The organism is Pseudomonas sp. Y5-11, from assembly GCF_022368695.1.
In the GTDB taxonomy this organism is placed as follows: Bacteria; Pseudomonadota; Gammaproteobacteria; order Pseudomonadales; family Pseudomonadaceae; genus Aquipseudomonas; species Aquipseudomonas parakoreensis.
The window spans coordinates 5,584,100-5,605,693 of sequence record NZ_CP058974.1 but is presented as its reverse complement, the minus strand read 5'-3'; the positions used below and the strand labels follow the sequence as shown (position 1 = coordinate 5,605,693).

The 21,594-nt window shown below is 56.0% G+C and carries 24 protein-coding genes; 9 read left to right on the top strand and 15 right to left on the bottom strand.

From position 1 onward, the window contains the following. Positions 1-257 precede the first annotated feature (257 nt). Together HXW87_RS25225 and HXW87_RS25220 are read left to right on the top strand one after the other, a co-directional pair. Positions 258-1,880 (top strand): methyl-accepting chemotaxis protein, encoded by a 1,623-nt coding sequence (locus HXW87_RS25225; protein ID WP_239777934.1) that lies wholly within the window; start codon positions 258-260, stop codon positions 1,878-1,880. Positions 1,881-1,990: 110 nt separating this feature from the next. After that, positions 1,991-2,437 carry a hypothetical protein gene (locus tag HXW87_RS25220; protein WP_041066454.1) on the top strand — a complete coding sequence of 149 codons (447 nt, stop codon included), beginning with the start codon at positions 1,991-1,993 and terminating at the stop codon, positions 2,435-2,437. Positions 2,438-2,583: 146 nt separating this feature from the next. Here the strand turns inward: HXW87_RS25220 and HXW87_RS25215 are convergent, their stop codons facing one another. The 3 genes from HXW87_RS25215 to HXW87_RS25205 all read right to left on the bottom strand — a co-directional run bounded on the left by HXW87_RS25215 (position 2,584) and on the right by HXW87_RS25205 (position 5,509). Then, positions 2,584-3,759, bottom strand: coding sequence for a GAF domain-containing sensor histidine kinase (locus HXW87_RS25215; RefSeq protein ID WP_121186778.1), 1,176 nt, complete (start codon positions 3,757-3,759; stop codon positions 2,584-2,586). Positions 3,760-3,920: 161 nt separating this feature from the next. Next, on the bottom strand, positions 3,921-4,226 hold the full coding sequence (locus HXW87_RS25210) for a PepSY domain-containing protein (RefSeq protein ID WP_007917758.1): 306 nt from the start codon (positions 4,224-4,226) through the stop codon (positions 3,921-3,923). Between the two features lie 158 nt (positions 4,227-4,384). Further along, positions 4,385-5,509, bottom strand: coding sequence for a glycerophosphodiester phosphodiesterase (locus tag HXW87_RS25205; protein ID WP_239777933.1), 1,125 nt, complete (start codon positions 5,507-5,509; stop codon positions 4,385-4,387). 222 nt (positions 5,510-5,731) lie between these two features. On the opposite strand from HXW87_RS25205, the gene HXW87_RS25200 reads away from it, so the two are divergent. Further along, entirely contained in the window at positions 5,732-6,058 is a 327-nt protein-coding gene (locus HXW87_RS25200) for a DUF2025 family protein (protein WP_239777932.1), read from the top strand. Positions 6,059-6,174: 116 nt separating this feature from the next. Here the strand turns inward: HXW87_RS25200 and HXW87_RS25195 are convergent, their stop codons facing one another. Together HXW87_RS25195 and HXW87_RS25190 are read right to left on the bottom strand one after the other, a co-directional pair. Then, the gene (locus tag HXW87_RS25195; protein ID WP_239777931.1) at positions 6,175-6,489 is read right to left on the bottom strand and encodes an antibiotic biosynthesis monooxygenase; all 315 of its coding nucleotides are present in this window, start codon (positions 6,487-6,489) and stop codon (positions 6,175-6,177) included. Further along, entirely contained in the window at positions 6,486-7,187 is a 702-nt protein-coding gene (locus HXW87_RS25190; RefSeq protein WP_239777930.1) for a CTP synthase, read from the bottom strand. Before HXW87_RS25190 ends, HXW87_RS25195 begins: the two co-directional genes overlap by 4 nt. Positions 7,188-7,239: 52 nt before the next feature. On the opposite strand from HXW87_RS25190, the gene HXW87_RS25185 reads away from it, so the two are divergent. Next, positions 7,240-8,181, top strand: a complete 942-nt coding sequence (locus HXW87_RS25185; RefSeq protein WP_239779187.1) for a LysR family transcriptional regulator — start codon at positions 7,240-7,242, stop codon at positions 8,179-8,181. Here HXW87_RS25185 and HXW87_RS25180 read toward each other — a convergent pair whose 3' ends face one another. The 3 genes from HXW87_RS25180 to HXW87_RS25170 all read right to left on the bottom strand — a co-directional run bounded on the left by HXW87_RS25180 (position 8,182) and on the right by HXW87_RS25170 (position 10,974). Continuing rightward, positions 8,182-8,715, bottom strand: coding sequence for a DUF1003 domain-containing protein (locus tag HXW87_RS25180; protein WP_121186768.1), 534 nt, complete (start codon positions 8,713-8,715; stop codon positions 8,182-8,184). Positions 8,716-8,815: 100 nt separating this feature from the next. Then, complete coding sequence (locus HXW87_RS25175; protein WP_239777929.1) at positions 8,816-10,135, bottom strand: PAS domain-containing methyl-accepting chemotaxis protein; 1,320 nt, start codon at positions 10,133-10,135, stop codon at positions 8,816-8,818. Positions 10,136-10,365: 230 nt separating this feature from the next. Further along, positions 10,366-10,974 (bottom strand): TetR/AcrR family transcriptional regulator, encoded by a 609-nt coding sequence (locus HXW87_RS25170; protein ID WP_095668518.1) that lies wholly within the window; start codon positions 10,972-10,974, stop codon positions 10,366-10,368. A gap of 216 nt (positions 10,975-11,190) precedes the next feature. On the opposite strand from HXW87_RS25170, the gene HXW87_RS25165 reads away from it, so the two are divergent. Beyond that, complete coding sequence (locus HXW87_RS25165) at positions 11,191-12,246, top strand: MBL fold metallo-hydrolase (RefSeq protein WP_239777928.1); 1,056 nt, start codon at positions 11,191-11,193, stop codon at positions 12,244-12,246. 36 nt (positions 12,247-12,282) lie between these two features. Here the strand turns inward: HXW87_RS25165 and HXW87_RS25160 are convergent, their stop codons facing one another. From HXW87_RS25160 to HXW87_RS25150, 3 genes are all read right to left on the bottom strand, one after another. Beyond that, positions 12,283-12,549 (bottom strand): XRE family transcriptional regulator, encoded by a 267-nt coding sequence (locus HXW87_RS25160; RefSeq protein ID WP_239777927.1) that lies wholly within the window; start codon positions 12,547-12,549, stop codon positions 12,283-12,285. 11 nt (positions 12,550-12,560) lie between these two features. Beyond that, positions 12,561-12,875 (bottom strand): XRE family transcriptional regulator, encoded by a 315-nt coding sequence (locus HXW87_RS25155; RefSeq protein WP_123588732.1) that lies wholly within the window; start codon positions 12,873-12,875, stop codon positions 12,561-12,563. A gap of 93 nt (positions 12,876-12,968) precedes the next feature. Continuing rightward, the gene (locus HXW87_RS25150) at positions 12,969-13,736 is read right to left on the bottom strand and encodes a helix-turn-helix transcriptional regulator (protein WP_239777926.1); all 768 of its coding nucleotides are present in this window, start codon (positions 13,734-13,736) and stop codon (positions 12,969-12,971) included. A gap of 112 nt (positions 13,737-13,848) precedes the next feature. Here HXW87_RS25150 and HXW87_RS25145 point away from each other — a divergent pair, with 112 nt between their 5' ends. Then, positions 13,849-14,664: a sulfite exporter TauE/SafE family protein gene (locus HXW87_RS25145; protein ID WP_239777925.1), complete on the top strand. Its 816-nt coding sequence runs from the start codon at positions 13,849-13,851 to the stop codon at positions 14,662-14,664. A gap of 4 nt (positions 14,665-14,668) precedes the next feature. Here the strand turns inward: HXW87_RS25145 and HXW87_RS25140 are convergent, their stop codons facing one another. The 3 genes from HXW87_RS25140 to HXW87_RS25130 all read right to left on the bottom strand — a co-directional run bounded on the left by HXW87_RS25140 (position 14,669) and on the right by HXW87_RS25130 (position 17,264). Then, the gene (locus tag HXW87_RS25140; RefSeq protein ID WP_239777924.1) at positions 14,669-15,652 is read right to left on the bottom strand and encodes a hypothetical protein; all 984 of its coding nucleotides are present in this window, start codon (positions 15,650-15,652) and stop codon (positions 14,669-14,671) included. 251 nt (positions 15,653-15,903) lie between these two features. Then, positions 15,904-16,617: an HNH endonuclease signature motif containing protein gene (locus tag HXW87_RS25135; RefSeq protein ID WP_239777923.1), complete on the bottom strand. Its 714-nt coding sequence runs from the start codon at positions 16,615-16,617 to the stop codon at positions 15,904-15,906. Between the two features lie 116 nt (positions 16,618-16,733). After that, the gene (locus HXW87_RS25130) at positions 16,734-17,264 is read right to left on the bottom strand and encodes a Bro-N domain-containing protein (RefSeq protein ID WP_239777922.1); all 531 of its coding nucleotides are present in this window, start codon (positions 17,262-17,264) and stop codon (positions 16,734-16,736) included. A 533-nt stretch (positions 17,265-17,797) separates the two neighbouring features. Here HXW87_RS25130 and HXW87_RS25125 point away from each other — a divergent pair. The 3 genes from HXW87_RS25125 to HXW87_RS25115 all read left to right on the top strand — a co-directional run bounded on the left by HXW87_RS25125 (position 17,798) and on the right by HXW87_RS25115 (position 21,105). Continuing rightward, positions 17,798-18,862 carry a DNA cytosine methyltransferase gene (locus HXW87_RS25125; protein WP_239777921.1) on the top strand — a complete coding sequence of 355 codons (1,065 nt, stop codon included), beginning with the start codon at positions 17,798-17,800 and terminating at the stop codon, positions 18,860-18,862. A gap of 13 nt (positions 18,863-18,875) precedes the next feature. Beyond that, complete coding sequence (locus HXW87_RS25120) at positions 18,876-20,489, top strand: TIGR02391 family protein (RefSeq protein WP_239777920.1); 1,614 nt, start codon at positions 18,876-18,878, stop codon at positions 20,487-20,489. An 88-nt stretch (positions 20,490-20,577) separates the two neighbouring features. Beyond that, positions 20,578-21,105 (top strand): hypothetical protein, encoded by a 528-nt coding sequence (locus HXW87_RS25115; protein ID WP_239777919.1) that lies wholly within the window; start codon positions 20,578-20,580, stop codon positions 21,103-21,105. A 15-nt stretch (positions 21,106-21,120) separates the two neighbouring features. Here HXW87_RS25115 and HXW87_RS25110 read toward each other — a convergent pair whose 3' ends face one another. Then, positions 21,121-21,489: a hypothetical protein gene (locus HXW87_RS25110; protein ID WP_239777918.1), complete on the bottom strand. Its 369-nt coding sequence runs from the start codon at positions 21,487-21,489 to the stop codon at positions 21,121-21,123. Positions 21,490-21,594: the final 105 nt, after the last annotated feature.

Below are 21,594 nucleotides of genomic sequence, written 5' to 3'. Positions count from 1 at the left end.
GGCGTCTGGCGTGGAGTTTTCAGATTCACCTGAGCCGCATCATCGCAACCGGATATGACACTTGTGTGACGATAAAGTGACGCCAGATCAATGCCTTACCGGCGGTCGGATTTCTTTCAAGAAGCGCTCTGGTGCGCCGATCACGCTTGGGTTACGTTGCGCGCGCTTGGCCATGAGCCAAGGCTCGCCGACACGGATGTCCGGCAAAATTCCACGCCTTATCGGGCGTGCCTCATCCCTGTCCTGAGTATCTCGCGATGCTGCAAAAATCCCTGAGAGCACAAATTCTCGCCCTGCTGAGCGGCAGCCTGCTGGCGATGCTGTTGATCGCACTGGCCTGCTTTCATTTCCTGTCCAATGGCGTGCAGAACTACAGCCAGTTGATCGCCGGCCCCTTGCACACCTCACAATTGATCGACGAGGCCAACCTGCAATTCAAGGTGCAGGTGCAGGAGTGGAAAAACGTCTTGCTGCGCGGCAAGCAACCGGCGGACCTGGCCAAATACTGGAGCCAGTTCGAAGATCGTCAGCGCGATGTGCAGAGCATTCTCGGTGAACTGGCCGGCCAGAAAGGCCTGGAGCCGGCGCTGAAATCCCGCATCGAACGCCTGCGTGAAGAGCACCGCCAACTCGGCAGCGCCTACCAGAAGGGTCGCGATGCCTACGTCGCGGCCGGTGCCGATCCAGCGGCTGGCGACAGTGCGGTCAAAGGCGTGGACCGCGCCACCAGCGATCAGATGAGCGAACTGGTCGCCGAGCTGCGCAAGCAGGGCATCGAACAGTCGGCGCAGATCAGTGCCAATGCCGACAGCACAGTGCTGCTGGGAATTGTGGTGATGCTCGGTTCCGGTCTGCTGATCGGCTTGCTCAGCCTGTGGCTGGTCAACCGCAACCTGATCGAACCGATCCGCAAACTGATCGATTACGTCACCCAACTGAGCCGTGGACGCCTCGCCGAACGCGTTGCCAACGCCCGTCAGGACGAGTTGGGCAACCTTGCGGCCGCCGCCAATACCCTGCGCGATTTCCTCGCTGAAACCTTCACTCACCTGCAACGCAGTGCCAGTGATCTGGACAGCGCCAGCGGCGAACTGAATGCGATCGCCACGACCATGGCCGGCGGCACCAACGAGCAGTTCAACCGCACCGATCAGGTGGCCACGGCAATGAACGAAATGTCCGCCACCGCCCAGGAAGTCGCCCGGCATGCGGCGGATGCGGCGCGGGCTGCCGACGATGCCGACCAGTCCGCCCAGCAGGGTGAAAAGGTCATGCAGGGCACCATCCACACCATCACCCGGATGCGTGGCGAAATCGCCAACACCGCTGAAGTGATTCGTCGCCTGGAAAGCGACAGCGGGCGCATCGGCAAGGTGCTGGAAGTGATTCGCGGCATCGCCGAACAGACCAACCTGCTGGCGCTCAACGCAGCGATTGAAGCGGCACGGGCCGGGGAAGCCGGGCGTGGTTTTGCGGTGGTCGCCGACGAGGTGCGTAACCTTGCGCAGCGTACCGCCGAGTCGATCATCGAGATCAATCAGATCATTCAGAACGTGCAGACCGGTGCCGTGGATGCTGCGCAAGCGATCGAAAGCGGTCAGGCCCGCAGCGACGAAAGCGTCGAACAAGTGACTCAGGCCGGTGCGATGCTGGAGCGCATCACCCATGCGGTGGAAGCGATCCGCGACATGAACCGCCAGATCGCCACCGCCGCCGAAGAGCAGACCTCGGTGGCCGAAGACATCTCGCGCAACCTGACCGAGATCACGTCCATCGCCAGCACCAACCTCAACAGCGTGCAGCGCACCGAAAGCGCCAGCCAGAATCTGCATGGCCTGTCCGGGCAACTCAATGAGGTCACCGCACGCCTGAGCGCCTGACGTCCGCTGACGTGTACCGGTTCGGTTACCGAGTCGGTACACAGTCGATCTCAAATCCGTGCGAGTGCCGCCGATGGCCGGTTATCTATAACCGGCATTGGAGCCAGCCCATGGTCAGCATCACCTCTGTTTCAATCAATCAGACCGTCACCACCGCCACCAGCAAAACCAAAATCAGCGACGCCAGTGACGACACCTCGGCCACTGCAACCAGCAGCGCAAGCGTCAGCGCCGATACCAGCAAAGTGGCGGCCGGCGGGGGCGCGGCTCCGGCAGGCGACAGCAGTTCCGACAGCAGCGGTGAATCGGATTCGGTGAAGGCACTGCGCAAGCAGATCGCCGAGCTGCAAAAGCAATTGCAGGAGCAACAGCAAGCGCTGCAAGCGGCTCAGGCCAAGCAGGAAGACGCTGATGCCAAAGCGGCTGACGTGGCCTCCGCCGAGTCGCAGATCTCCAGCACTTCGGCTTCGTTGCAGACCGCGACGGCGGCTTTGTTGCAGGCGTTGCAGGATTCCGGGTCGAGCAGCTCCGGGTCGTTGGTCAGCACGTCGGCCTGATTTCTCAAGAGCACTGAAGGTCCAATGTGGGAGCGAGCCTGCTCGCGAAGGCGCAGTGCCAGTCGCCTCAGATGTGGCAGACAGACCGCTTTCGCGAGCAGGCTCGCTCCCACAGGGATCTGTGGTGGATTTGAGTTTGTGGTGTTTCAGGCAGTGGGCAGGCTGAAGGTGAACAGCGTGCCGCTCTGCGCGGTGGACGCCACATGCAAATGCCCGCCATGGGACTGGGCGATCTGACTGGCGATATACAGCCCCAGACCGAGCCCGGCCTGTGGCGTGCTGGCGCTTGGGCGCGAGTAAGGCTGGAACAGATGCGGCAAAACCGCCTCGGGAATATGCCCCTGATTCTTCACCGCCAGCATCAACACGTCGTGCTCGACTTGCGCAATGACCTCAATGTCACCCGCCGGGTCGCCATGGGCCACCGCATTGGCCAGCAGGTTCGACAGCAATTGAGCGATCCGCGCGCGGTCACAGGGCAAGCCCTGCAAGTCGCCGATGGACGCGTGAATGGTGCGCTGCGGATGCACGTTACGAATTTCCGTCACCACTTGCTGCACGGCTTCGGTCAAATCCGCGCAGGGCTGGATATTCACCGGAATGCCCTTGCCCAAGCGTCCGCGAGCAAAGTCGAGTACGTCATCCACCAGCCGGGTTGCCCGTTGCGCACTGCCGAGGATATTGCGTACCCGAACGTCGATGGCCGGATCCGGATGCTTGCGCAGGAGCATTTCGGCGCCGGCGCTGATCGCGAACAACGGGTTACGCAAGTCGTGGCCGAGCACGGCAATGAACTGTTCGCGCAACTCGGCGGTTTCGCGCTCCTGCAACAACGCGGTTTCGGTGAGCTGCGCGTTTTCCTCGGCCTCGATCTGCAACGCAAGCATCCGCGCGAACGACTCCATGGTGCTCTGGATGCTGCTGGACTTGAGCTGTGCCGGGTTCGGATCGAGGGCGCAGATTGTGCCGAAAAAGCGCCCGTCGGTGCGGAACACCGGCACCGAGATATAACTCTCGAATTTGTACAGACGCGGGGTGTGATGATCGCGGTAGAGCGGGTCTTCGCTGGCCTTGTCGATCACCACCGAAGTGTGGGCAGCGCGGATTTCGTGGCACAGCGTGGTGACCACATCCAGTTCGCCACCGACCTGCAGGCCGAAATCCAGCTGGTCGAGGACGGCGCAGGCTGTCCACGACTCCTCGGTAACCCGCGCCACGGCGGCAAAGCGCAGGCCGGTCAGTTCGCGAATCACCTGAAGAATCGCCGGAACCGCGCTGATCCGTCCGATCGTTGCGATGTCTGTTGCCGCTGTCTGCCCCATGCCCATCGCTCTCGGCTGCAATTGTTTATCTGATGGTCGCCATACTAGCCGTCTGATGGCGGTTTTGGCATCCCTTCAGGCGGCATCCGCGTGATTCGCCGGGCAACGGACGCAAAAAAGCCGCAGGATCCGGGATCGTGCGGCTTTGCGTTGGCGGTGTATCAGGTGTCTTGCTTGTTGCTCAGCACCTTGCCGGTAGTGGCATCGAAATCGACGTCAAACTCTTTGCCATCGGCGGTTTTCAGCTCGACTTCGTACTCGTAACCGTTGAAGTGGTTATCCAGATCGGTGTCGGTAATGGTCGCACCCGGATGCAGTTTCAGCGCTTCGGCATTCATCGACTCCAGCGACTTGATCTTGCCGGATTTGACCAGCTCAGGGATCTGGTCGACGCGCACATCGGCCTGGGCCAGGCCAGCAGTCAGGGTCAGGGCAGCGGCGGTAAACAGGGCAGTCAAAGTTTTCATCGGGTCATTCCTTGGGTTGTTCGTTGAAGTGGGCTCAGGTTAACCACCGCAACTTAATTCACCCTTAAAACCCCGAATACAAAACGGACAAGCCATGCCCGACACAAAACCTGTGGGAGCGTGGCTTGCCCGCGATGAAGGCACCTCGGTTTTGCAGATCAGAACCCGTTGTTCTTCAACACCTGATCCACACTGGCTGGCGCCGGACGCTTGTAGAACTTCAACAGTTCGCTGGCGCGGTTGGTGAAGATGCCATCAACCCCGGCCGCCATGACTTTCTCGAAGTCCACCGGCTCATCGACGGTGTACACGTGCACCAGCATGCCCTGATCGTGGGTGTACTGGTTCATCCACGGTTGCACCAGATCCGAGTAGCTCTGATCGCCGCCCTTGGTCAACTTGGCAGAAGGACCGGTGCCGATGGCGCCGTGAGCCTTGGCGAAATCCACCCATTGCTTGAATTCGGCTTCGGACTTCGGCTCCTGCTTGCCGTAGAACACGTTCTTGTCCTTCTCGCCGGACTCGGCAAAGCTCACTTTGGATTTTGGCTCAATGCTGCCTTCGCCGACCCACAGCAGCAGGATCTTCGGCACTTGCGGCATTTCCTTTTGCAGCAGTTCGAGGCTGTTCTTCTCGAAAGTCTGCAGGATCACCTTGCCTTTGCCCTGGCCGACGCCCAGTTCGCTCTTGGCCAGTTTCGAACCGGCCGGGCTCAGCCAGCCGCGTTCTTGCAGCTTCTCTTTGAGGTCATGCTCGATCCCCGGAAACAGTTGCGGTTCCTTGGTTTCGATGTACAGGCCCGGCTTGTGTTTCGGGTTGGCCTGGGCGATGTCGATGATTTCATCGAGGGTGAGGATTTTCAGCCCGGCGTAGGTCGGACGCGCGCGATTCGGGTAAGCCTTGTTGTACCAGCTGCCGGCGTCGAGGGTTTTCAGTTCGGCCATGGTGAAGGCGGTGGCCGGGCTGTCCTTGCGCTCCGGGAATTTGGTGGCGACGTCGGTGGTGCGTTGCAGGTTGTTGTCGTGCAGGGCGAACAGCACGCCGTCCTTGCTGCGCTGCAAGTCCATTTCCAGGTAGTCGGCGCCGAGGTCGCGGGCCAGTTTGTAGGAGGCGGCGGTGGACTCCGGCGCATCGAAGGACGCGCCACGGTGCGCGATCACGGCTGGATGCGGGATGCCATGGGCGGCGGCCAGCGCGTTGACGTCAGTCGCGGCGGCGTGGGCCTGGCCGAGACCGAGCATCAGGCTCAGCATGAGGGCGCTTTTGGTGAAAGTGGCGGGCATGTTCGAGTTCCTTTCGCAGGGCATTTTCAAAGACGTACCTTTTAACAACTGAAGCGATTGCGTGCTATCGCCAGACCGACATAAACGTATTAAAAGCGATTTTTCCTGCACTTTTGTGGCGCGGTTTGCAGTACGCTTGCCCTCGGCAGACGCTCCGGCAGAGGGCGCGCCGAGTCTGTTGCCCTGCGTGTAAACCATCGATGATTTTTCGTGAGGTTTACCATGCGCATCACTTCCCAACTCATCTGTCAGGCCGCCGATGACCTCAAGGGTTTTGTCGGCCTCAACCGCAAGACCGGTCAGTACATCGTGCGATTCAGCGAGGATTCGTTCGGCATGGACGTGGCCGATGACGGCATTATTCCCACCAGCGAATTTGTCTGGGCGCCGGTTTCGGATACCACCATGACCTTGAGGCGCGAGCTGATTCAGTTGCTGCTGGACCAGAACATCGACGAGCGGATCAACATCAGCGAGCCGTTGCGGGTGTACATGAGCAAGGTTGAGGTGCCGGAGATTTTGGCGGTGCGCAGTCTGGTAAAAGGCTGAAGTTTTGTAGTGGCTGTTGCGGCCTCTTCGCGAGCAGGCTCGCTCCCACAGTTGATCGCATTTCCCCTGTGGGAGCGAGCCTGCTCGCGAAAGGGGCAGTTCATGCGCCGCAATGGTCACTGCCCAAACCGATACTCGCGCTCCACCCGACACACCCGCGTCTGAAACGTCGAATACCACTGCGCCCGCCCACGCGCCTGAATCACCCGGTGCTCGGGATGCTCGCGCCAGGCCAGAATCGCCGCCTCGTTCTCCCAGTAGGAAATGGTGATGCCGACGCCATCTTCCCCGCGAATTGAATCAATCCCGAGAAACCCCGGCTGCTGGCTGACCAGCGCCATCATGCGCTCGGAGGCCGCCGCGTAACCATTGTCACCCTCGGTGCGGGTCGAGGTGAAAATCACCGCGAAGCAGGTTGGGGCCGGTTTCATTGCCGTTGCTCCACGCACGCTTCGACGAACGCCCGCACCAACGGTGGGATCTGGCCGTTGAGCACCGCACGTTCCGGTTGAAACAGCGTGGCGACAAAAAACACATGGTCAGTCAATTCGATCGCGCGCAAGTCGCCCGCCGAATCGTGCCCCACGGCGCGTAGCGGAGGGGTCAGTAATTCCTTTTCGAACTGCGGATTCACACCGAATCGGCAGCGATAACCTTCATGAATTTCAGACGTTTCGTACGCCTTGGCGATCAACGAACCGGCGACCAGATGAATGCTGTCTACCGCCTCCACCAACGAACAGGTCAGCGGCGTCAGTACCGCTCGCGGCGAATCCGGTGACGTTTCGCCATGTTCGGCATCGGCCCAGCCCAGCACATTGCGGGAAAATTCCAGCAGCGCATGCTGAAAACCGCCGCAGGTACCAAGGAACGGGCGCTGTTGTTCGCGGGCAAAACGAATCGCCCTGAGTGCACCGGCCTCACTTTTGTAGGGGCTGGCCGGGACGCACCAGAAGCCGTCGTAATGTGCCAATGGTGTATCGACGTGGATTTGCTCCGTGGCCAGCCAGTCGAATTGCACATTTTGGCCGGACTGCTCGGCGATCATGCCGAGGGCAACGGGGATCGCCTGGTGGGCGGTGACTTGCGGGTCGTAATCGCCGATCAGGGCGATGGAAATGGCGTCCATGGGATTTCCTTGATTTGAGTGAGTGATTAACCTCTGTGGTGAGGGTGTGCAGTTGTCGATCACCGGGGCTCACTATAGATTGGCGTTCACGCACTCAATATTGGCGTTTTCCCAAGTGATCAATGCAGCGACGCACTATCGACTCGACTACCCGGATCTGGCGCTGATCCTTGCGTTGGTGCGCGGCGGCTCTCTGGCCCGGGCATCGCAGTTGCTCAGGGTCGACGTGTCGACGGTGTTTCGCGCGGTGCGTCGTCTGGAGTCAGCGCTGGGCCAGCAGTTGTTCGAAAAGAGCCGCGCCGGTTATTTGCCCACCACCCTCGCGCAGACGCTGGCCGAGCAGGCCGAGCGCGCCGAACAGGCACTGGAAGCGGCGCGAATCGGTGTCGAACAGGGCGGGGAAGTGGTCAGCGGTACGGTGCGCCTGACCTGTACCGATTCGGTGCTGCAAGGCCTGCTGTTGCCGGCGCTGGCGCAGTTCATGCCGAACTACCCGGCGCTGACTCTTGAGCTGAGCACCTCCAACGATTTCGCCAACCTCAGCCGGCGGGATGCCGACATCGCCCTGCGCCTGACGCGTACACCACCTGAGCATTTGGTCGGACGGCAACTGGCGAAGGTTTCCTACCGGGTCTGCGCCAGTGCGCGTTATCTGCAGAATGTGGATGCGACGGATCTGGCGGCGCTGACCTGGATCGCCCCGGACGAGTTTCTGCCGGATCACCCGACCGTCGCCTGGCGCCGCCAACAGTTGCCCGGCGTGATCCCGAGTTATCGCTGCAACAGCATGCTCTCGGTGACGGAACTGGTGCGCGGCGGTCTCGGCGTGGCGGCGTTGCCGGACTTTCTGATCACGGAAGGTTTGCAGCCCCTCAGCGCACCGCTGCACGGCTATGACACCGCGCTGTGGCTGCTGACCCGCGCGGACTGCCGCTCGTTGCGCGCGGTGGTCACGCTGTTCGATGAACTGGGGCGGGCGCTGCGTCTGCCGTGATCAGCGTTGCGGATCCTGGCAGATGTGCGCATGCAGTTCGCGGGTCAGGCCTTCGATGCGTTCAGTCAGACTCTTGGTCATCTCGGTGAGTCGGGTGTTCTGTTCCAGCAATTCGAGCAGTTGCGCGGTGGTCTGTGCGGCCTGCGCCTGGCGCTCGCTGTTGGCCACCGCCAGCGCTTCACGGTGTTGCGCGTCGGCGTCCGACTGCGCCTTGTCCCGCGCGGCCTGTCGGGTCTGTGCCAGCAGAATCAACGGCGCGGCGTAGGCGGCTTGCAGGCTGAACGCGAGGTTGAGCAGGATGAACGGGTAGACGTCGAACTGCGTCACGCCCGACACGTTGAGGCCGATCCACACTGCGACGATCAGCGTTTGCGCGCCGAGAAACAGCGGCGTGCCGAAGAACCGCGCGAAGGCCTCGGCACGCAGGGCGAACGCGTCGTTGCCGAAGGTGGTGTTGAGGTGAGCGTGGGGGCGGTGGAAGCGCAGGTGATCGACCGGGGCGGGCGCGGGGAAGTCGGGTTTTTCTGTGGTCATGGTGGGCTCGGCAGGACTTGGGACTGGAGGTCACTATAGCCCTGCATCGAGGCTGATGGCCCGTTCGCGAGCCTGCTCGCGAAAGCCGCGACGCGGTCTCTTAGCCCGGCGCCCGCTCATTGGCAAACATGCTCACCGCCTGCACCGCTTCACTGGCGCCATCGCGGATCTGCAGAATCACGCTGCCGGCCTGATCCGCCAGTTCAACGCCTTGCGCCGCCCGCCCGCGGGTGCCTTCCATGCTCTTGATCGCCTGCCGTGTCTCGCTCTGGATCAGGCCGATCATGTTGGAAATCTCCGCCGTCGAGCCGCTGGTGCGCGCCGCCAGTTGCCGCACTTCGTCCGCCACCACGGCAAAACCGCGGCCCTGATCCCCGGCGCGCGCCGCTTCAATCGCCGCGTTGAGCGCCAGCAGATTGGTCTGGTCGGCAATCGCGCGGATCGTATTGACGATCGCGGTAATCTGCTCCGAGCGCTCGCCAAGTTGCGCGATCAGCGTTGATGACTGCGCGATGTCGTCAGCAATTTCACGCATTTCGCTGGCCGCCTGCTGGATCACCTGAGTGCCTTGCTCGGCGACTTTCCGGGTTTCCACGGAGATGTGATAAGCGGCGCTGGCGCTACGGGCATCGTGCTCGTGCTGCTCGACGCGGGCGGTGACGTCCGTGGCGAATTTCACCACTTTGCACAAACGCCCCGCGGCGTCGTACACCGGGTTGTAGTTGGCCTCCAGCCAGATACTCTGACCGCGCTTGTCGACGCGTTCGAACTGGCCCTGGAACAGTTCGCCCTGATTCAAGCGTCGCCAGAAGTCCTCGTAGGCACTGCTGTTGACCAGTTCCGCGCGGCAGAACAAACGGTGATGTTTACCCTTGAGTTCAGCGAGGGTGTAACCCATGCGTGTCAGAAAATTCTGATTGGCCGTGAGAATGCCGCCGTCGAGGTCGAATTCGATCACCGCCATCGCCCGGTCGATTGCCTGCAGTTTGGCGTTGGCCTCGCTTTCCTGCTGCACCTTGGTCGTCACGTTCATGGCGAACTTGACCACTTTGACCACGCGCCCCGAGGCATCCTTGATCGGGTTGTAATTGGCTTCCAGCCAGATCGGCTGGCCCTGGCTGTTGATCCGTTCGAAGGTGCCGGACTGGAACTGGCCGTTTTTCAGGCGCGACCACAGTTCGGTGTATTGCGCGCTACGGCCAAACTCCGGAGTGCAGAACAAGCGATGCGGCTGGCCGATCACCTGTTCGGCGCGGTAACCCATGGTTTTGAGGAAGTTGTCATTGGCCTTTAACACCACACCGTCAAGGTCGAACTCGATCACCGCCATGGAGCGATTGATCGCTTCAAGCAGGCCGTTTTGTTCGGTGAGGGTGTGTTGAAGATCGTTGAGTTCGGCTTGTTGGCGTTTGAAAAACATAGGGGCAGTACCTGGAAGTAGGGAAAGACGAGGTTTGTGTCCCTGTTTCCGCGCTGGCAGAGCAAATGCCGGGTCGGCATTTGTCATTGACTGCAAAGTGCCAGCATCCAGGCTGACGGCTCGATCTTATACAAGCCAAGTTAAGTTGTACAAGAAATTGCGCATCGGTACGTTTCCGGCTTTTTCAAAGTTCGAGTCGGTGACACCGGGCGGGTGCCGAAGAGGCCGGTTCAGAGCTGATAACGTGCCAGAAACATCTCCAATGCCGACTCGGCCACGGCTTTTTGCGTGTCTGCATCCAGCGGCGGCAAACCCATGGAAATCTGCGGCCAGAAACCGAATGACTTCAACAGCCCCTGCACCTGTTGCGCGGCGAAATCGGCATCCACGGACTTCAACCGACCATCGGCCAATGCGGCGCGAATCCACACTGTCAGGCCTTCTTCCCGCTCACCCATGCGCGCCACCATGTCTTGCGCGCGCTCCGGTGAATGAATGGTGGCAGCAATTGCCACCCGCGCCAGTCCGAGAAAATTGTCATCGGCCATCATCTGCAGTTTGGCCAGCAACATGGGCAGCAGTTGCTCGCGCAGCGGCTGATCGGCGCGGTAGCTCACCGTCTGCTCTTCGGTAATTCGTGCCCAGAGTTGGTTGAGAATTTCGGCGAACAGCTCTTCCTTGCTGGGGAAATGGTTGTACACCGTGCGCTTCGACACCCCGGCGGTAGCCGCGATCTTGTCCATGCTGGTGATCTCGAACCCGTTGGCCCGGAATTCGGCAATCGCCGCCTGAATGATGGCTTCGCGTTTGCGGTCGGTAAGGCGCTGTGCAGCTGTCATAAGTACGCTTCGGCAGAGAAAGAGGGAAATTACACTTGGCAGTTTACTTGTCATCCGGTTTGATGCAACCTAGAAACTACACCGCCAAGTGTAATGTTGCGTTAATCCGCGCAACCTAAAAACCAGACAGTTCGGCTGATGCGTGCGTGCCTTGGCCATTTATCGTCCCACCGTGAAAAACCGTGAATTGCGCGGTTTTTCTGGAGTCTCTCAGTCATGGCCAATTCAGATATTTCTGCGGATCAAATTTCCACGCCTGAAGCCTCTCGTCAGGATCAAGGGCTATTCCGTAACCATGCGCCGGTGCAACGCGAGGGTGGGCGCAAGATGCTGCGGATCATGTGGAACATGATTTTCAACAAGCCGCGCAATACCCGTCCCGCCGCTGCGATCCCGGTGCAGTCGCTGACAACTGAAGACCTGCTGGCCGCGCCTGACCACAGCGTCTATCGCCTCGGCCACTCGACCCTGCTGCTGAAAATGCGCGGCAAATTCTGGATCACCGACCCGGTCTTCGCCGAGCGCGCTTCGCCCGTGCAGTGGGCCGGCCCGAAACGCTTTCACCAGCCGCCGATCAGTATCGACCAATTGCCGCCGATCGAAGCGGTGATCCTCTCGCACAACCACTACGACCACCTCGATTACCAGGCAGTGCTGAAACTGGCGGCCAAGACCAACTACTTCCTGACCCCGCTGGGCGTCGGCGATACCTTGGTCAAATGGGGCATCGATGCCAGTAAAGTCCGCCAGTACGACTGGTGGCAGGGCACCGAAATCGCCGGCATCCGCTTCGTCGCCACGCCGTCGCAGCACTTCTCCGGCCGTGGCCTGTTCGACAGTAACAGCACGCTGTGGGCCTCGTGGGTGATGATCAATGGCGACACCCGCATCTTCTTCAGCGGAGACAGCGGCTACTTCGACGGCTTCAAACGCATCGGTGAACAATACGGCCCGTTCGACCTGACCCTGATGGAAACCGGCGCCTACAACGTCGAATGGCCGCACGTGCACATGCAACCCGAAGAAACCCTGCAAGCGCACATCGACCTCAAGGGCCGCTGGCTGTTTCCGATCCACAACGGCACCTTCGACCTGGCCATGCACGCCTGGCACGAACCCTTTGATCGCATCCTGTCACTGGCCTGGGAGCGCAGTGTGGCGATCACCACGCCGCAAATGGGCGAGGCGTTCAACCTGATGCAACCGCAGCGCGGAAGTGCGTGGTGGTTGGAGGTTGAAGAGGAGAGTGAAGGGGTGGTGCAGAACGCCTGATGAGTTAAAACCGGTTCGCCTCTATAGAGGCGAACCTTATTTTTCGAGATTGTTTTCCGACATCAAGTCACCATAGCCCACCAACGTGGAAACGTTTATGTCGCGGAATTTCCCCCGGAGAATCTCTTCCAGATTTTCCGGATTCAAACCAAGTCTTTGAGCTACGTCGGCTTTGCTCATGGGAGCTGTTTCGATGAGTGCAGCTAATCGTGTGACATGCCGGGCTTTATTTTGCATGTCACTCGCATCTACGCCTTCCAGATCCTTATAAACGCAACCTTTGCTTTCTTCGATTTCACTCAATTTTCACGTCCTTATTCAGCCATCGCATAATCCCCACGCCCCACTGCTTCCGATGGCGCGCCCATACTCGCACTGCGACCCGGCGCAAACCCGGGAAAAAACACCAACCCCTGTGCCTCAAACCGGTAAGCCAGCGCCAGCCGCGCCGCATCCGCCACGTCTTGCTGCGCTTCAAACCGCTGAATGTCGTCCACCGCAACCTGCGCTTCGCGCGACAGCTGTTCCACGCTCCAGCCCAGCATCGCTCGGGCCTGGACGCAGTGCGTCGGGGTGAACTGGAAAAGGGCAATGCGTTCGAGGATGTGGTTCATCGCAAGAGAGGCCATGGTGTGCTCCGGGCTCAAGAGTGCTGATTTAAAATGTACTGGGTTTTTGTACAGTTGTTTTCGGCCGGGATCAAACGCATTTTTTGATTTGCCCTAGTTCGCCGCCTCCAACCAGACGGACGGTGCCTGGCCGAGGATGCGCCGGAACATCGTCGAGAACGCCGCCGGGCTCTCATAACCGAAGTCCAGGGCGATCCGCGTCACCGCTTCTCCGGCCGCCAGACGCGCCAGTGCCAGCACCACGCAGGCCTGTTGCCGCCATTGGCTGAAGCTCAACCCGGTCTGCTGTCGAAACAGTCTGTTGAAGGTGCGCAAGCTTATGTGCAACTGCTCGGCCCAGTGTTGCGGTGACTGATGGGCGTTCGGCTGATGCAGAAAGTTCTGACACAAAGCCAGGAGCTTTCCGTCAGTCGGCAGCGGAATGTGCAAGGGCAGGGGCGCACTGCGCGCCAGTTCATGCAGCAGTAAGTCGATCAGTACGCCATCGCGACCTTCGAGGTCATAGGCCGGCGGCACTTCCACCGCCTCCATCAACAAGTGCCGCATCAACGGCGAAACGCTGATCACCTGGCAGCGCTGCCCCAAATCCACCGACCCCGGCTCGATGTACAGACTGCGCGTGCTCACGCCCAGCATCAGCACCTCATGCGCCACTCCCGGCGGAATCCACACTGCCCGTTGTGGTGGCACCACCCAGTTGCCGTCATGCGTACGAACCTGCATTACCCCGGTCGCGCCGTACAACAACTGCGCCCGCCGATGCGTATGAAATGGCAACAGATGACCGTGGGAATAATCCGTACCGACCGCCACCACCGGGCGCGGCGTGTCATCCAGCAGATTGATCGAAACATTGCGCATCGAGCGTTTCCCTGCAGTTGGCGTAAACGCAAACATTATTGGCTTAGTTGCTGAAGCAGGCCAAGCCGCGTCGCTCTATCGTCGACCGCTGCCCATCACCGGAAGACGCGCCATGTTCTACCTCCTGCTAACCCTGTTCGGCTGTATGACCGGCATCACCGCCGTGCTCTTTGGCTTCGGCGGCGGCTTCGTCGTCGTGCCGCTGCTCTATCGCATGCTCAGCGCCAGTCACGGCGCCGACGACGCCATCGGCCAATCGGCCATGCACATCGCCGTCGCCACCTCGACCTGCGTGATGATCGTCAACGCCCTGATCGCCACCGACAAACACCGCCGCGCCGGCAACCTGATCCGCCATTACCTGTGGCCCCTCGGCGGCTTCATCGCCCAGGGCGCGATCATCGGCGCGATCGCCGCGGTGTGGGTCAGCGGCGAGGTCATCCGCTACGCGTTCATCGCCTACCTCGGCGTGACCATCATCGACTGCCTGTTCAGACGCGGCTTCCTCATCCATGACGAAGGCGTCATCCCACGTCGATTGAATCGCAAGGAAATATCCGCCGGTGGTGTAGGCATCGGCGCCGTCGCCACGTTCCTCGGCGTAGGAGGAAGCGTCATGACCGTGCCGCTGTTGCGTCGCTGCGGGTTGAGCATGTCCCAGGCCACGTCCATGGCCAATCCACTGAGCGTGCCGGTGGCACTGACCGGGACGCTGACGTACATGGCGCTGGCCGGTTTCAGCGAGACGGATCTGGGCGCGTGGTTTATCGGGTATGTGGATTTGCTGGCGTTTACGGTGCTGACGCTGGGGGCGCTGGTCGGGATTCGGTTGGCCACGCCGTGGATCGGGCGGATACCGGATCGGGTGCATGCGTGGGTGTACATCGGTTTGCTCATGATGGTGATGATCAGCATGTGTGTGAGTTGATCCATCACACCAACCCCGGCGCCTCCCGCACAATAAAGTGATCCAGGTTCTCGATGTTGGCACTGAACACCCCGAACGTCTGTTCGGGGTTTTTCTTGCTCGGCACTTGCTTCAACTCCGGCGTCACGCCATAGAAGAAACAGAACAACGCCTTATCACTGTCGATCGCGTGCTTGATCTCTTCCAGAAACGCCTTGCGCTTGCGGTAGTTGTCGATCAACTTTTTGCTCAAATACACGTTCACCGAATACGGCTTCTTCTTCGCCTCATCCGCCTGCTTGAACCAGACCTTCTGCTCGAAATCGATGCGAAAACTCTGGGTGTAATCCTTGATCTCCTTGATCTTGCCCCAGTAAATCAGCCCCTTGTTGTCCGTCAGATACTCGATCTTCTTGAAGAACGAGCCATAAGGCGCCGTGTGCTCGCCGATCTTCAACGGCATGCGTTTGAGCAATTCCTTGTCGGCGAAGTTCGTCACAAAACACTCCACCGGATGCGCAAACACACTGGTCTTGTCCGGCGCCGTCTCACGCCCCGGCGACTCCCTGGAACTCACCTGCGCCACCCGCACCGGATCATCCCGCAACACATCCGCCGCCCCCGCAGGCGCAGCTGGCTTGCGCACATACTCACGCCGCGTCAGCAACAACTCCGATGGGAAGTGTTCCTCGCGAGCGTCATCCGTTTCGCCATCCGCCGTCTCAACGCCAGATGCCGACGCTTTCAAACTCACATACGGACAACCCGCTACATGCTGCGTCGTGGGTAGATTCTTGAAGTGCGGCGTGCGCACGTAATTCACATTTTTCGCGTTGAACGTGCCCAACTCGTTGGAGGCATCAAACGCCAAACGACAGGCATCGTTGGGGCACTGGAAGTGCTCCTTGGCCGAATCGAACGCCACCGTCTCATCGAAATTGAGATCGCGAACGTCATAGATCGACAACTTGTCGTCGAGACTGAGGCAGTAGGCGAGATCGAATTTCATGGCGGGGCTCGGATCCTTGAGTGGGGGAGGGGTATTAATAGCGGGAGGCGCAGCGGGTTGCACTGATTGTTTTCAGGATGATGCAAAACCTGCGGGAGCTAGCCTGCTGGCGATTCCAAACATCAACCAGATTTCAATCCTCACCCTGCCACTGCGGGCCACACATCACCCCTGTGGCGAGGGAGCTTGCTCCCGCTGGGCTGCGAAGCAGCCCCAAGATCAGCCAATACGGTTAGTCAGATAAACCGCGATTATTCCTTTTCGAGTCTTCCAACGTTGTCATACAGCCAAGCAATGAAAGCCTCTCTGTCGTCCGAATGGTGGCAACGTTGATGACAGTTGGGACACAACGCCACAACATTCGAAGGAAGGTCAGAACCCTCTTGCGACATATGTTTAACGTGATGCGCTTCCAGAAACGGTTTCCCATTCTTTTTAAATGGCGCTTCTTCGCCGCAGCCTTCGCACTTTCCATTGGCCTGCTGACGAACCCAACCCCTCAATTCAGGATCGCGAAAGTAAGTCTTCCTGGTGGACTCGGTCCAAACAGGATTTTTTATCCCTTTTGGGACGTACAGGAATGGTTGCCGCTCAAATTTGGCCGCACGCTGTTCTAGCTTTTCTTCGTCCGCCGTGGGATCAGAGTCCTCAGGAGTAACAACACTGGAAGCATCGAGCGCTGTACGGATACTACGCGCGACATTAGCGCCGACATTCTTGGCAGGTTTGTAACCCTTGATAGGTTCACGGCCCAACTCGACCATGACGGAAGAAATGTTCTGCATCCGAAATTCGATAGAGCTCTTGGTTCGGTCAGCCAGTACGCCCTCGCGAAGTACGCGATTCTCGTGTGCCTTGTTGTATGCCTGTTCTTTCTGTTCACACGACCACATCCGTAGATAGGCGTCGACCGCCGCCTGAATCTCTACTTCACTCCAGTCGCTATTACTTTTTTCCATAGCCATACAGTCGCCGAGGGTTGAAAACCCTCGGACGATACTGAGTGGCCATTACTGCTGTCTACGAAAATTCCTACAAAAAATAGCGACGGATCTCGCATGTGATCCTACAAGCGTATCGCTCAACCCATCGAATGCTTGGACGACTGAAACGCCTGAGCGACCCTCCGCCACCAAGGCTTCGTCGCGGTAGCTTTTCGCGGTATTTGATCGCTCAAAAGATAGGGCATGTCCCGCAGCCGAATCCAACTCTCATTCTGCCAATGCAACAGACTCACAGACATCTCAGGCCATTTCAAAAAACTCAGCACAGGCAGATCCGAATCCGAGGACGCGGCATCGCGTAAGGCTGGAACTACTTGATGGGTCAGCCATTCACGCAACAGCCGATTCCCTGGGACGTAGTGATACACCAATAGCGCATATACGCCTGACTCACTGAGCATCAGCTGCTTGTCAGGCTGGCGGTGATACTCAATCCACAGAAAACGATGCTGATCCTTGTCCAGTTTACTGACCATACGATCACTGAGATGGACACCCATCAAACGGCCAATATCGCGTGCGCAAAACCACGGCTGGCCTTCAAGGAGAAGGGCGTGGAGAGAGAGTTTGTACAGAGTGAATACAGTCGAACTGTGGGGTTCAGTCATGGCAGGCCTCCAGTGCTGGAAGCATGCAGATGATGTTCAGGTTGAAGCTAATTTTTTTCGTGCCGAAGGAGACATTTTTAGGCATATCCATTACCTCTGTGTGATGTCAGCTTTCTTAAGGCTGGGTGCCGGGAGCTAAGAAACCCCACACAGAGGGCCGGACATATTCCCCTTTCGGGTCTTGTATTAGCCCACTCCCGGCATAACAGAGTTTTTTGATGCGCACGGGGAAACCGTAGGCACAAAAAAGCCGCTACTGTCGGGTGCGGTCGATCCGCTGTGTGAGGTGTTTCTTAGGCACCGAGTTTCAGGCTATTGAATCATACGGGAGGGGTCAAGCTAAAAAATGAGCTACCTTCGTGAGGTTACGGTAAAAATTAATTCTTCTTGTTATTTACACAAAGTTAGGCACATACGACAATGTGTAAATTTTTTGTGAATTCTGGGTTCGGAGCGTTGAATTTCAGCTCGATTCAGAGTTTGAAAAGGGAGTTCGGCGAAGATATTGGTCCTGCGACGGATATCTCTACAAAGTGGAAGAGGTGTTGAAAGGAATGCAGTCTAAAAAAATGATTGCTATAGATCTATTTTGTGGCGCTGGCGGACTAACAGTTGGCTTGAAAGATGCTGGTTTTAATGTTGTGGCTGGTGTTGAATTTAACCCAGTTGCCGCTGAGTCCTACCGGTTGAATCATATGGAACATCTTCTATATGAGCGCGATATTCGAGATCTTAGCCCGTTTGATGTAATGAATGATCTGGGCATAAAGCCGGGTGAGTTAGATTTACTTGCAGGGTGCCCTCCCTGTCAAGGTTTCTCTTCGCATAGAACTCGAAATAAATCAAGTTCAGTGGTGGACGAAAGAAATGACCTTGTTTTCGAGTTTATGAAGTTTGTGAGTGCGATGTTGCCCAAGACTATTATGATGGAAAATGTTCCGGGGCTGGCCAAGGATAATCGCATTGACCAAGTAAAGAATCAGCTCGAAGAGCTTAATTATTATATCGACGATAAGACAGTTCAGGTTAAAGACGCTGCGTCATTCGGTGTGCCTCAACGACGTAAAAGAATGATTCTAAAAGCATCTTTATTAGGTTGCATCGACGATCCAGTTGAGAGCGCTGATGTGGCGACAGTAAGGAGTGCTATCGGGGGGATGAGACCGCCGGGTGATACAGGCGATTATCTACATGATTTACCTGTTAAAAGAACAGATAAAATCAACGAGATGATAAGTTTAATTCCAATTGATGGTGGTTCCAGAACAGATCTTCCAATTGAGTATTGGCTTCCCTGCCACCTTAGAAAGCCCGATGGCTATTTAGATGTCTATGGTCGAATGGCATGGAATACAGTTTCCCCGACAATTACAGGGGGATGCATCAGCCCATCAAAAGGCAGGTTTATCCATCCTGACCAAAATAGAGCAATAACATTAAGGGAGGCGGCACTACTTCAAACATTTCCTCCTAAATATAGGTTTTCTATGTCGAGGGGGAAAGACGCTGTTGCCCTAATGATAGGGAATGCACTGCCGCCAGAATTTATTAAAAGACACGCAATAGAATTTAGAAAGCATCTAAGCTTATTTAACTAGGGATGGGGCTGAAATGACCAGTAGTTTTGAAATGAAATTTGACCCGAAAACCATCGAGCATCTTGGCGTAAGGATGTATTCGACGCTTCCACCTGCTCTGGCAGAGCTAATATCTAACGCCTATGACGCTGATGCCTCGACGGTTAGCTTGAAGTTTCATGAGAATAATGGTCGGCCCGTTTCTATTAATGTCATCGATGATGGTCATGGTATGTCATCGTCAGATATCCAAAATAAGTTTCTAGTGATTGGTCGAAATAGACGAAAGGATGAAGGAGATGAACCAACCAAGATTTTCTCAAGATTGCCAACGGGAAAGAAAGGTCTAGGGAAGTTGGCGTTGTTTGGGTTGGCCAAAGTCATTACTGTAGATACTGTGAATAATGGTAAAAGAAATAGGTTTGTTCTTGATTGGGATGCGTTGATGAGTGCTGAGGGAAGCTACAATCCTATAGCGGAAATTACCGACGAGCCTACTGATAAACAAAACGGTACAGTAATTAAGCTTTCTAAGCTAAAGCGTCAGTCTGCTTTTGATGTGGAAGGGTTGGCGGACAGTCTTTCAAAGATATTCATTGTTGATAGCACCTTTAATATTGTCTTGCAGGACTCTAATGGTGAGAGTTTGCTAGTGAACAATGAGCGTCGTTATGCCCAGCTAAACAAACAGTTTGAGTGGGATGTTGATGAGCTTGTTGATGATGGCAGTTTTTACAAAGGGAAGGTCTCGGGAAAGCTATATACAGGTGAAACCCCTATTAAGCCGAACTCCGGGCTCAGGGGAGTCTCAGTGTTTTCTCGGGGTAAATTGGTAAATGCTCCAGAGTTTTTTTCAAATAGTACATCTAGTCATTTCTTTCAGTATTTGACTGGTTGGATTCAAGCGGATTTCATTGATTTACTATCTGAGGATGTTATCTCTACTAATCGGCAGTCGATTAATTGGGATAATGAGGAAATGCAGGAGTTTCGTGAGTTTTTGTCAAATTTGATTTCAAAAGTTAATATCAGTTGGCGGGACCAGAGAAAAGATAAAAAAGATGAGGATCTGAAAAAAGTTACAGGGATTGATACTAGGAAATGGATTTCAACAATGCCTGCAGATATTCAGTCCCATGCGTCAAAGATTTTGGAATCTCTTAGTGGTGAAGATGCTTTTAGTAAGTTTACTCCAGTGATCGAAGCTCTACACAAGATCATTCCTGAGTATCCTCAATTGCATTGGCGGCATTTAAATGAAAAGTTGAGGGAGCGGATAAAGAGCTATTACGAAAATAAGCAATACGGTGATGCGGCGGATCAGAGTGTAAAAATCTACTGTGAGCATATTCGGGAATTAACGGGGATTCTCGAGGATGGAACTGACTTGACAGGTAAGGCATTTTCTGCGAAATCGCCCCCTTTTCTCCAGATAGGTGATATCTCGACAGTTACTGGTGTTAACTTGCAGAGCGGTCAAGATTTTCTTTCAAGAGGCCTTATTACAGGGTTTAGAAATCCGGTGGCTCATGCACCGTTGGATGCCATTGTTCCAAAGATTTTCACTGAGTTGGATTGTTTGAATATTTTGAGTTTGACATCTTATTTGTTAGAGCGGGTTGACCGGGCGAAACTTGTAAAATCCTAATTTTTACTTTCGGACGAAGAAATATTCGTCCGAATTTTTATAATTTTTGCAGCGACTTTTTGATTTTTATTGGCACTCTGGAGGTGCTGTGTCGGTTTTTCTATCAGAATTTTTACCGGGCTTTTCGGCAACTGTACTTGGAATTGTACTTGGGTTTCCTGTTGCGCTATATGTTAATTATAGATTAACAGTTTTTCAGAATAGCCAAGAGCAGGCCCGTGAGTTTCGACTTCGAGCGGATTTGGTGGGAGTGATTGAGAGGTCTCTTAGTTACAATGAAAAAGTTCTTGGGAGAATAGCTGAGCTTTGTGCCGAGGAAAAGGCAATGCGAAATCCAGATCTGCAATTAACAACATGGGAAGTAATTGGTCATTCTTTTTCTAAGCTGTGCAGGGAACCAGAGCTTCTACAGCTTCTCTCGCATCATTGGTTGCGCTTGCAAAAATTAGATCAAATGAATAAAGAAATGTTCGATAGGGCGGTGGGAATTATCGCTGAGTTTAAAGATGAGGGTATGGCAATCGCAATTTGGGGCGAGTTCTATGTTCTATCAAGCAGCCTTCAGGCTCATTCGCGAATTCTGTTAGATCGTTTAGAAGCAGATGGTGAGGAATAATTTTATTTTTGTGTTCTAGTTGTCTAGCTTGTTTGTTTCTTTCATGGCAATGTTTAGTTGGATTTCAATGCGACATAAATATGCTTTTAGATGGGATAGTTTTTTTTCAAGAGCCTTAATATCCAGGTTTTGATCGTTCTTAATTATTTCCTGTGCCGATTTTTTTATTGAATTCAACTCGGATATAAGCATTTTTATTTTCAGTTTTGCTTCGGTGATATCTCTTTTTGCTAGGTGTTGGGCCTTCAAAACTATGCCGCTAGCAATTAAGCTACCTCCCGCCGCAACAACTGTATAGCTGATGAGGCTAGATGATAGTTTGAGATTGCCAAATATTTCTACCATTGTTGAGTTTTGAGAGTATACGTCGAAAGTATAGGCCATGTATCCGCCAGCGATGGCTAGAAAAAGTCCAAATATGCAGAGGTATAGCGGGTTTCTATAAAGCGAACCACTTAGAATGCCCCATGTCCCGACCGTGAAAGTCAA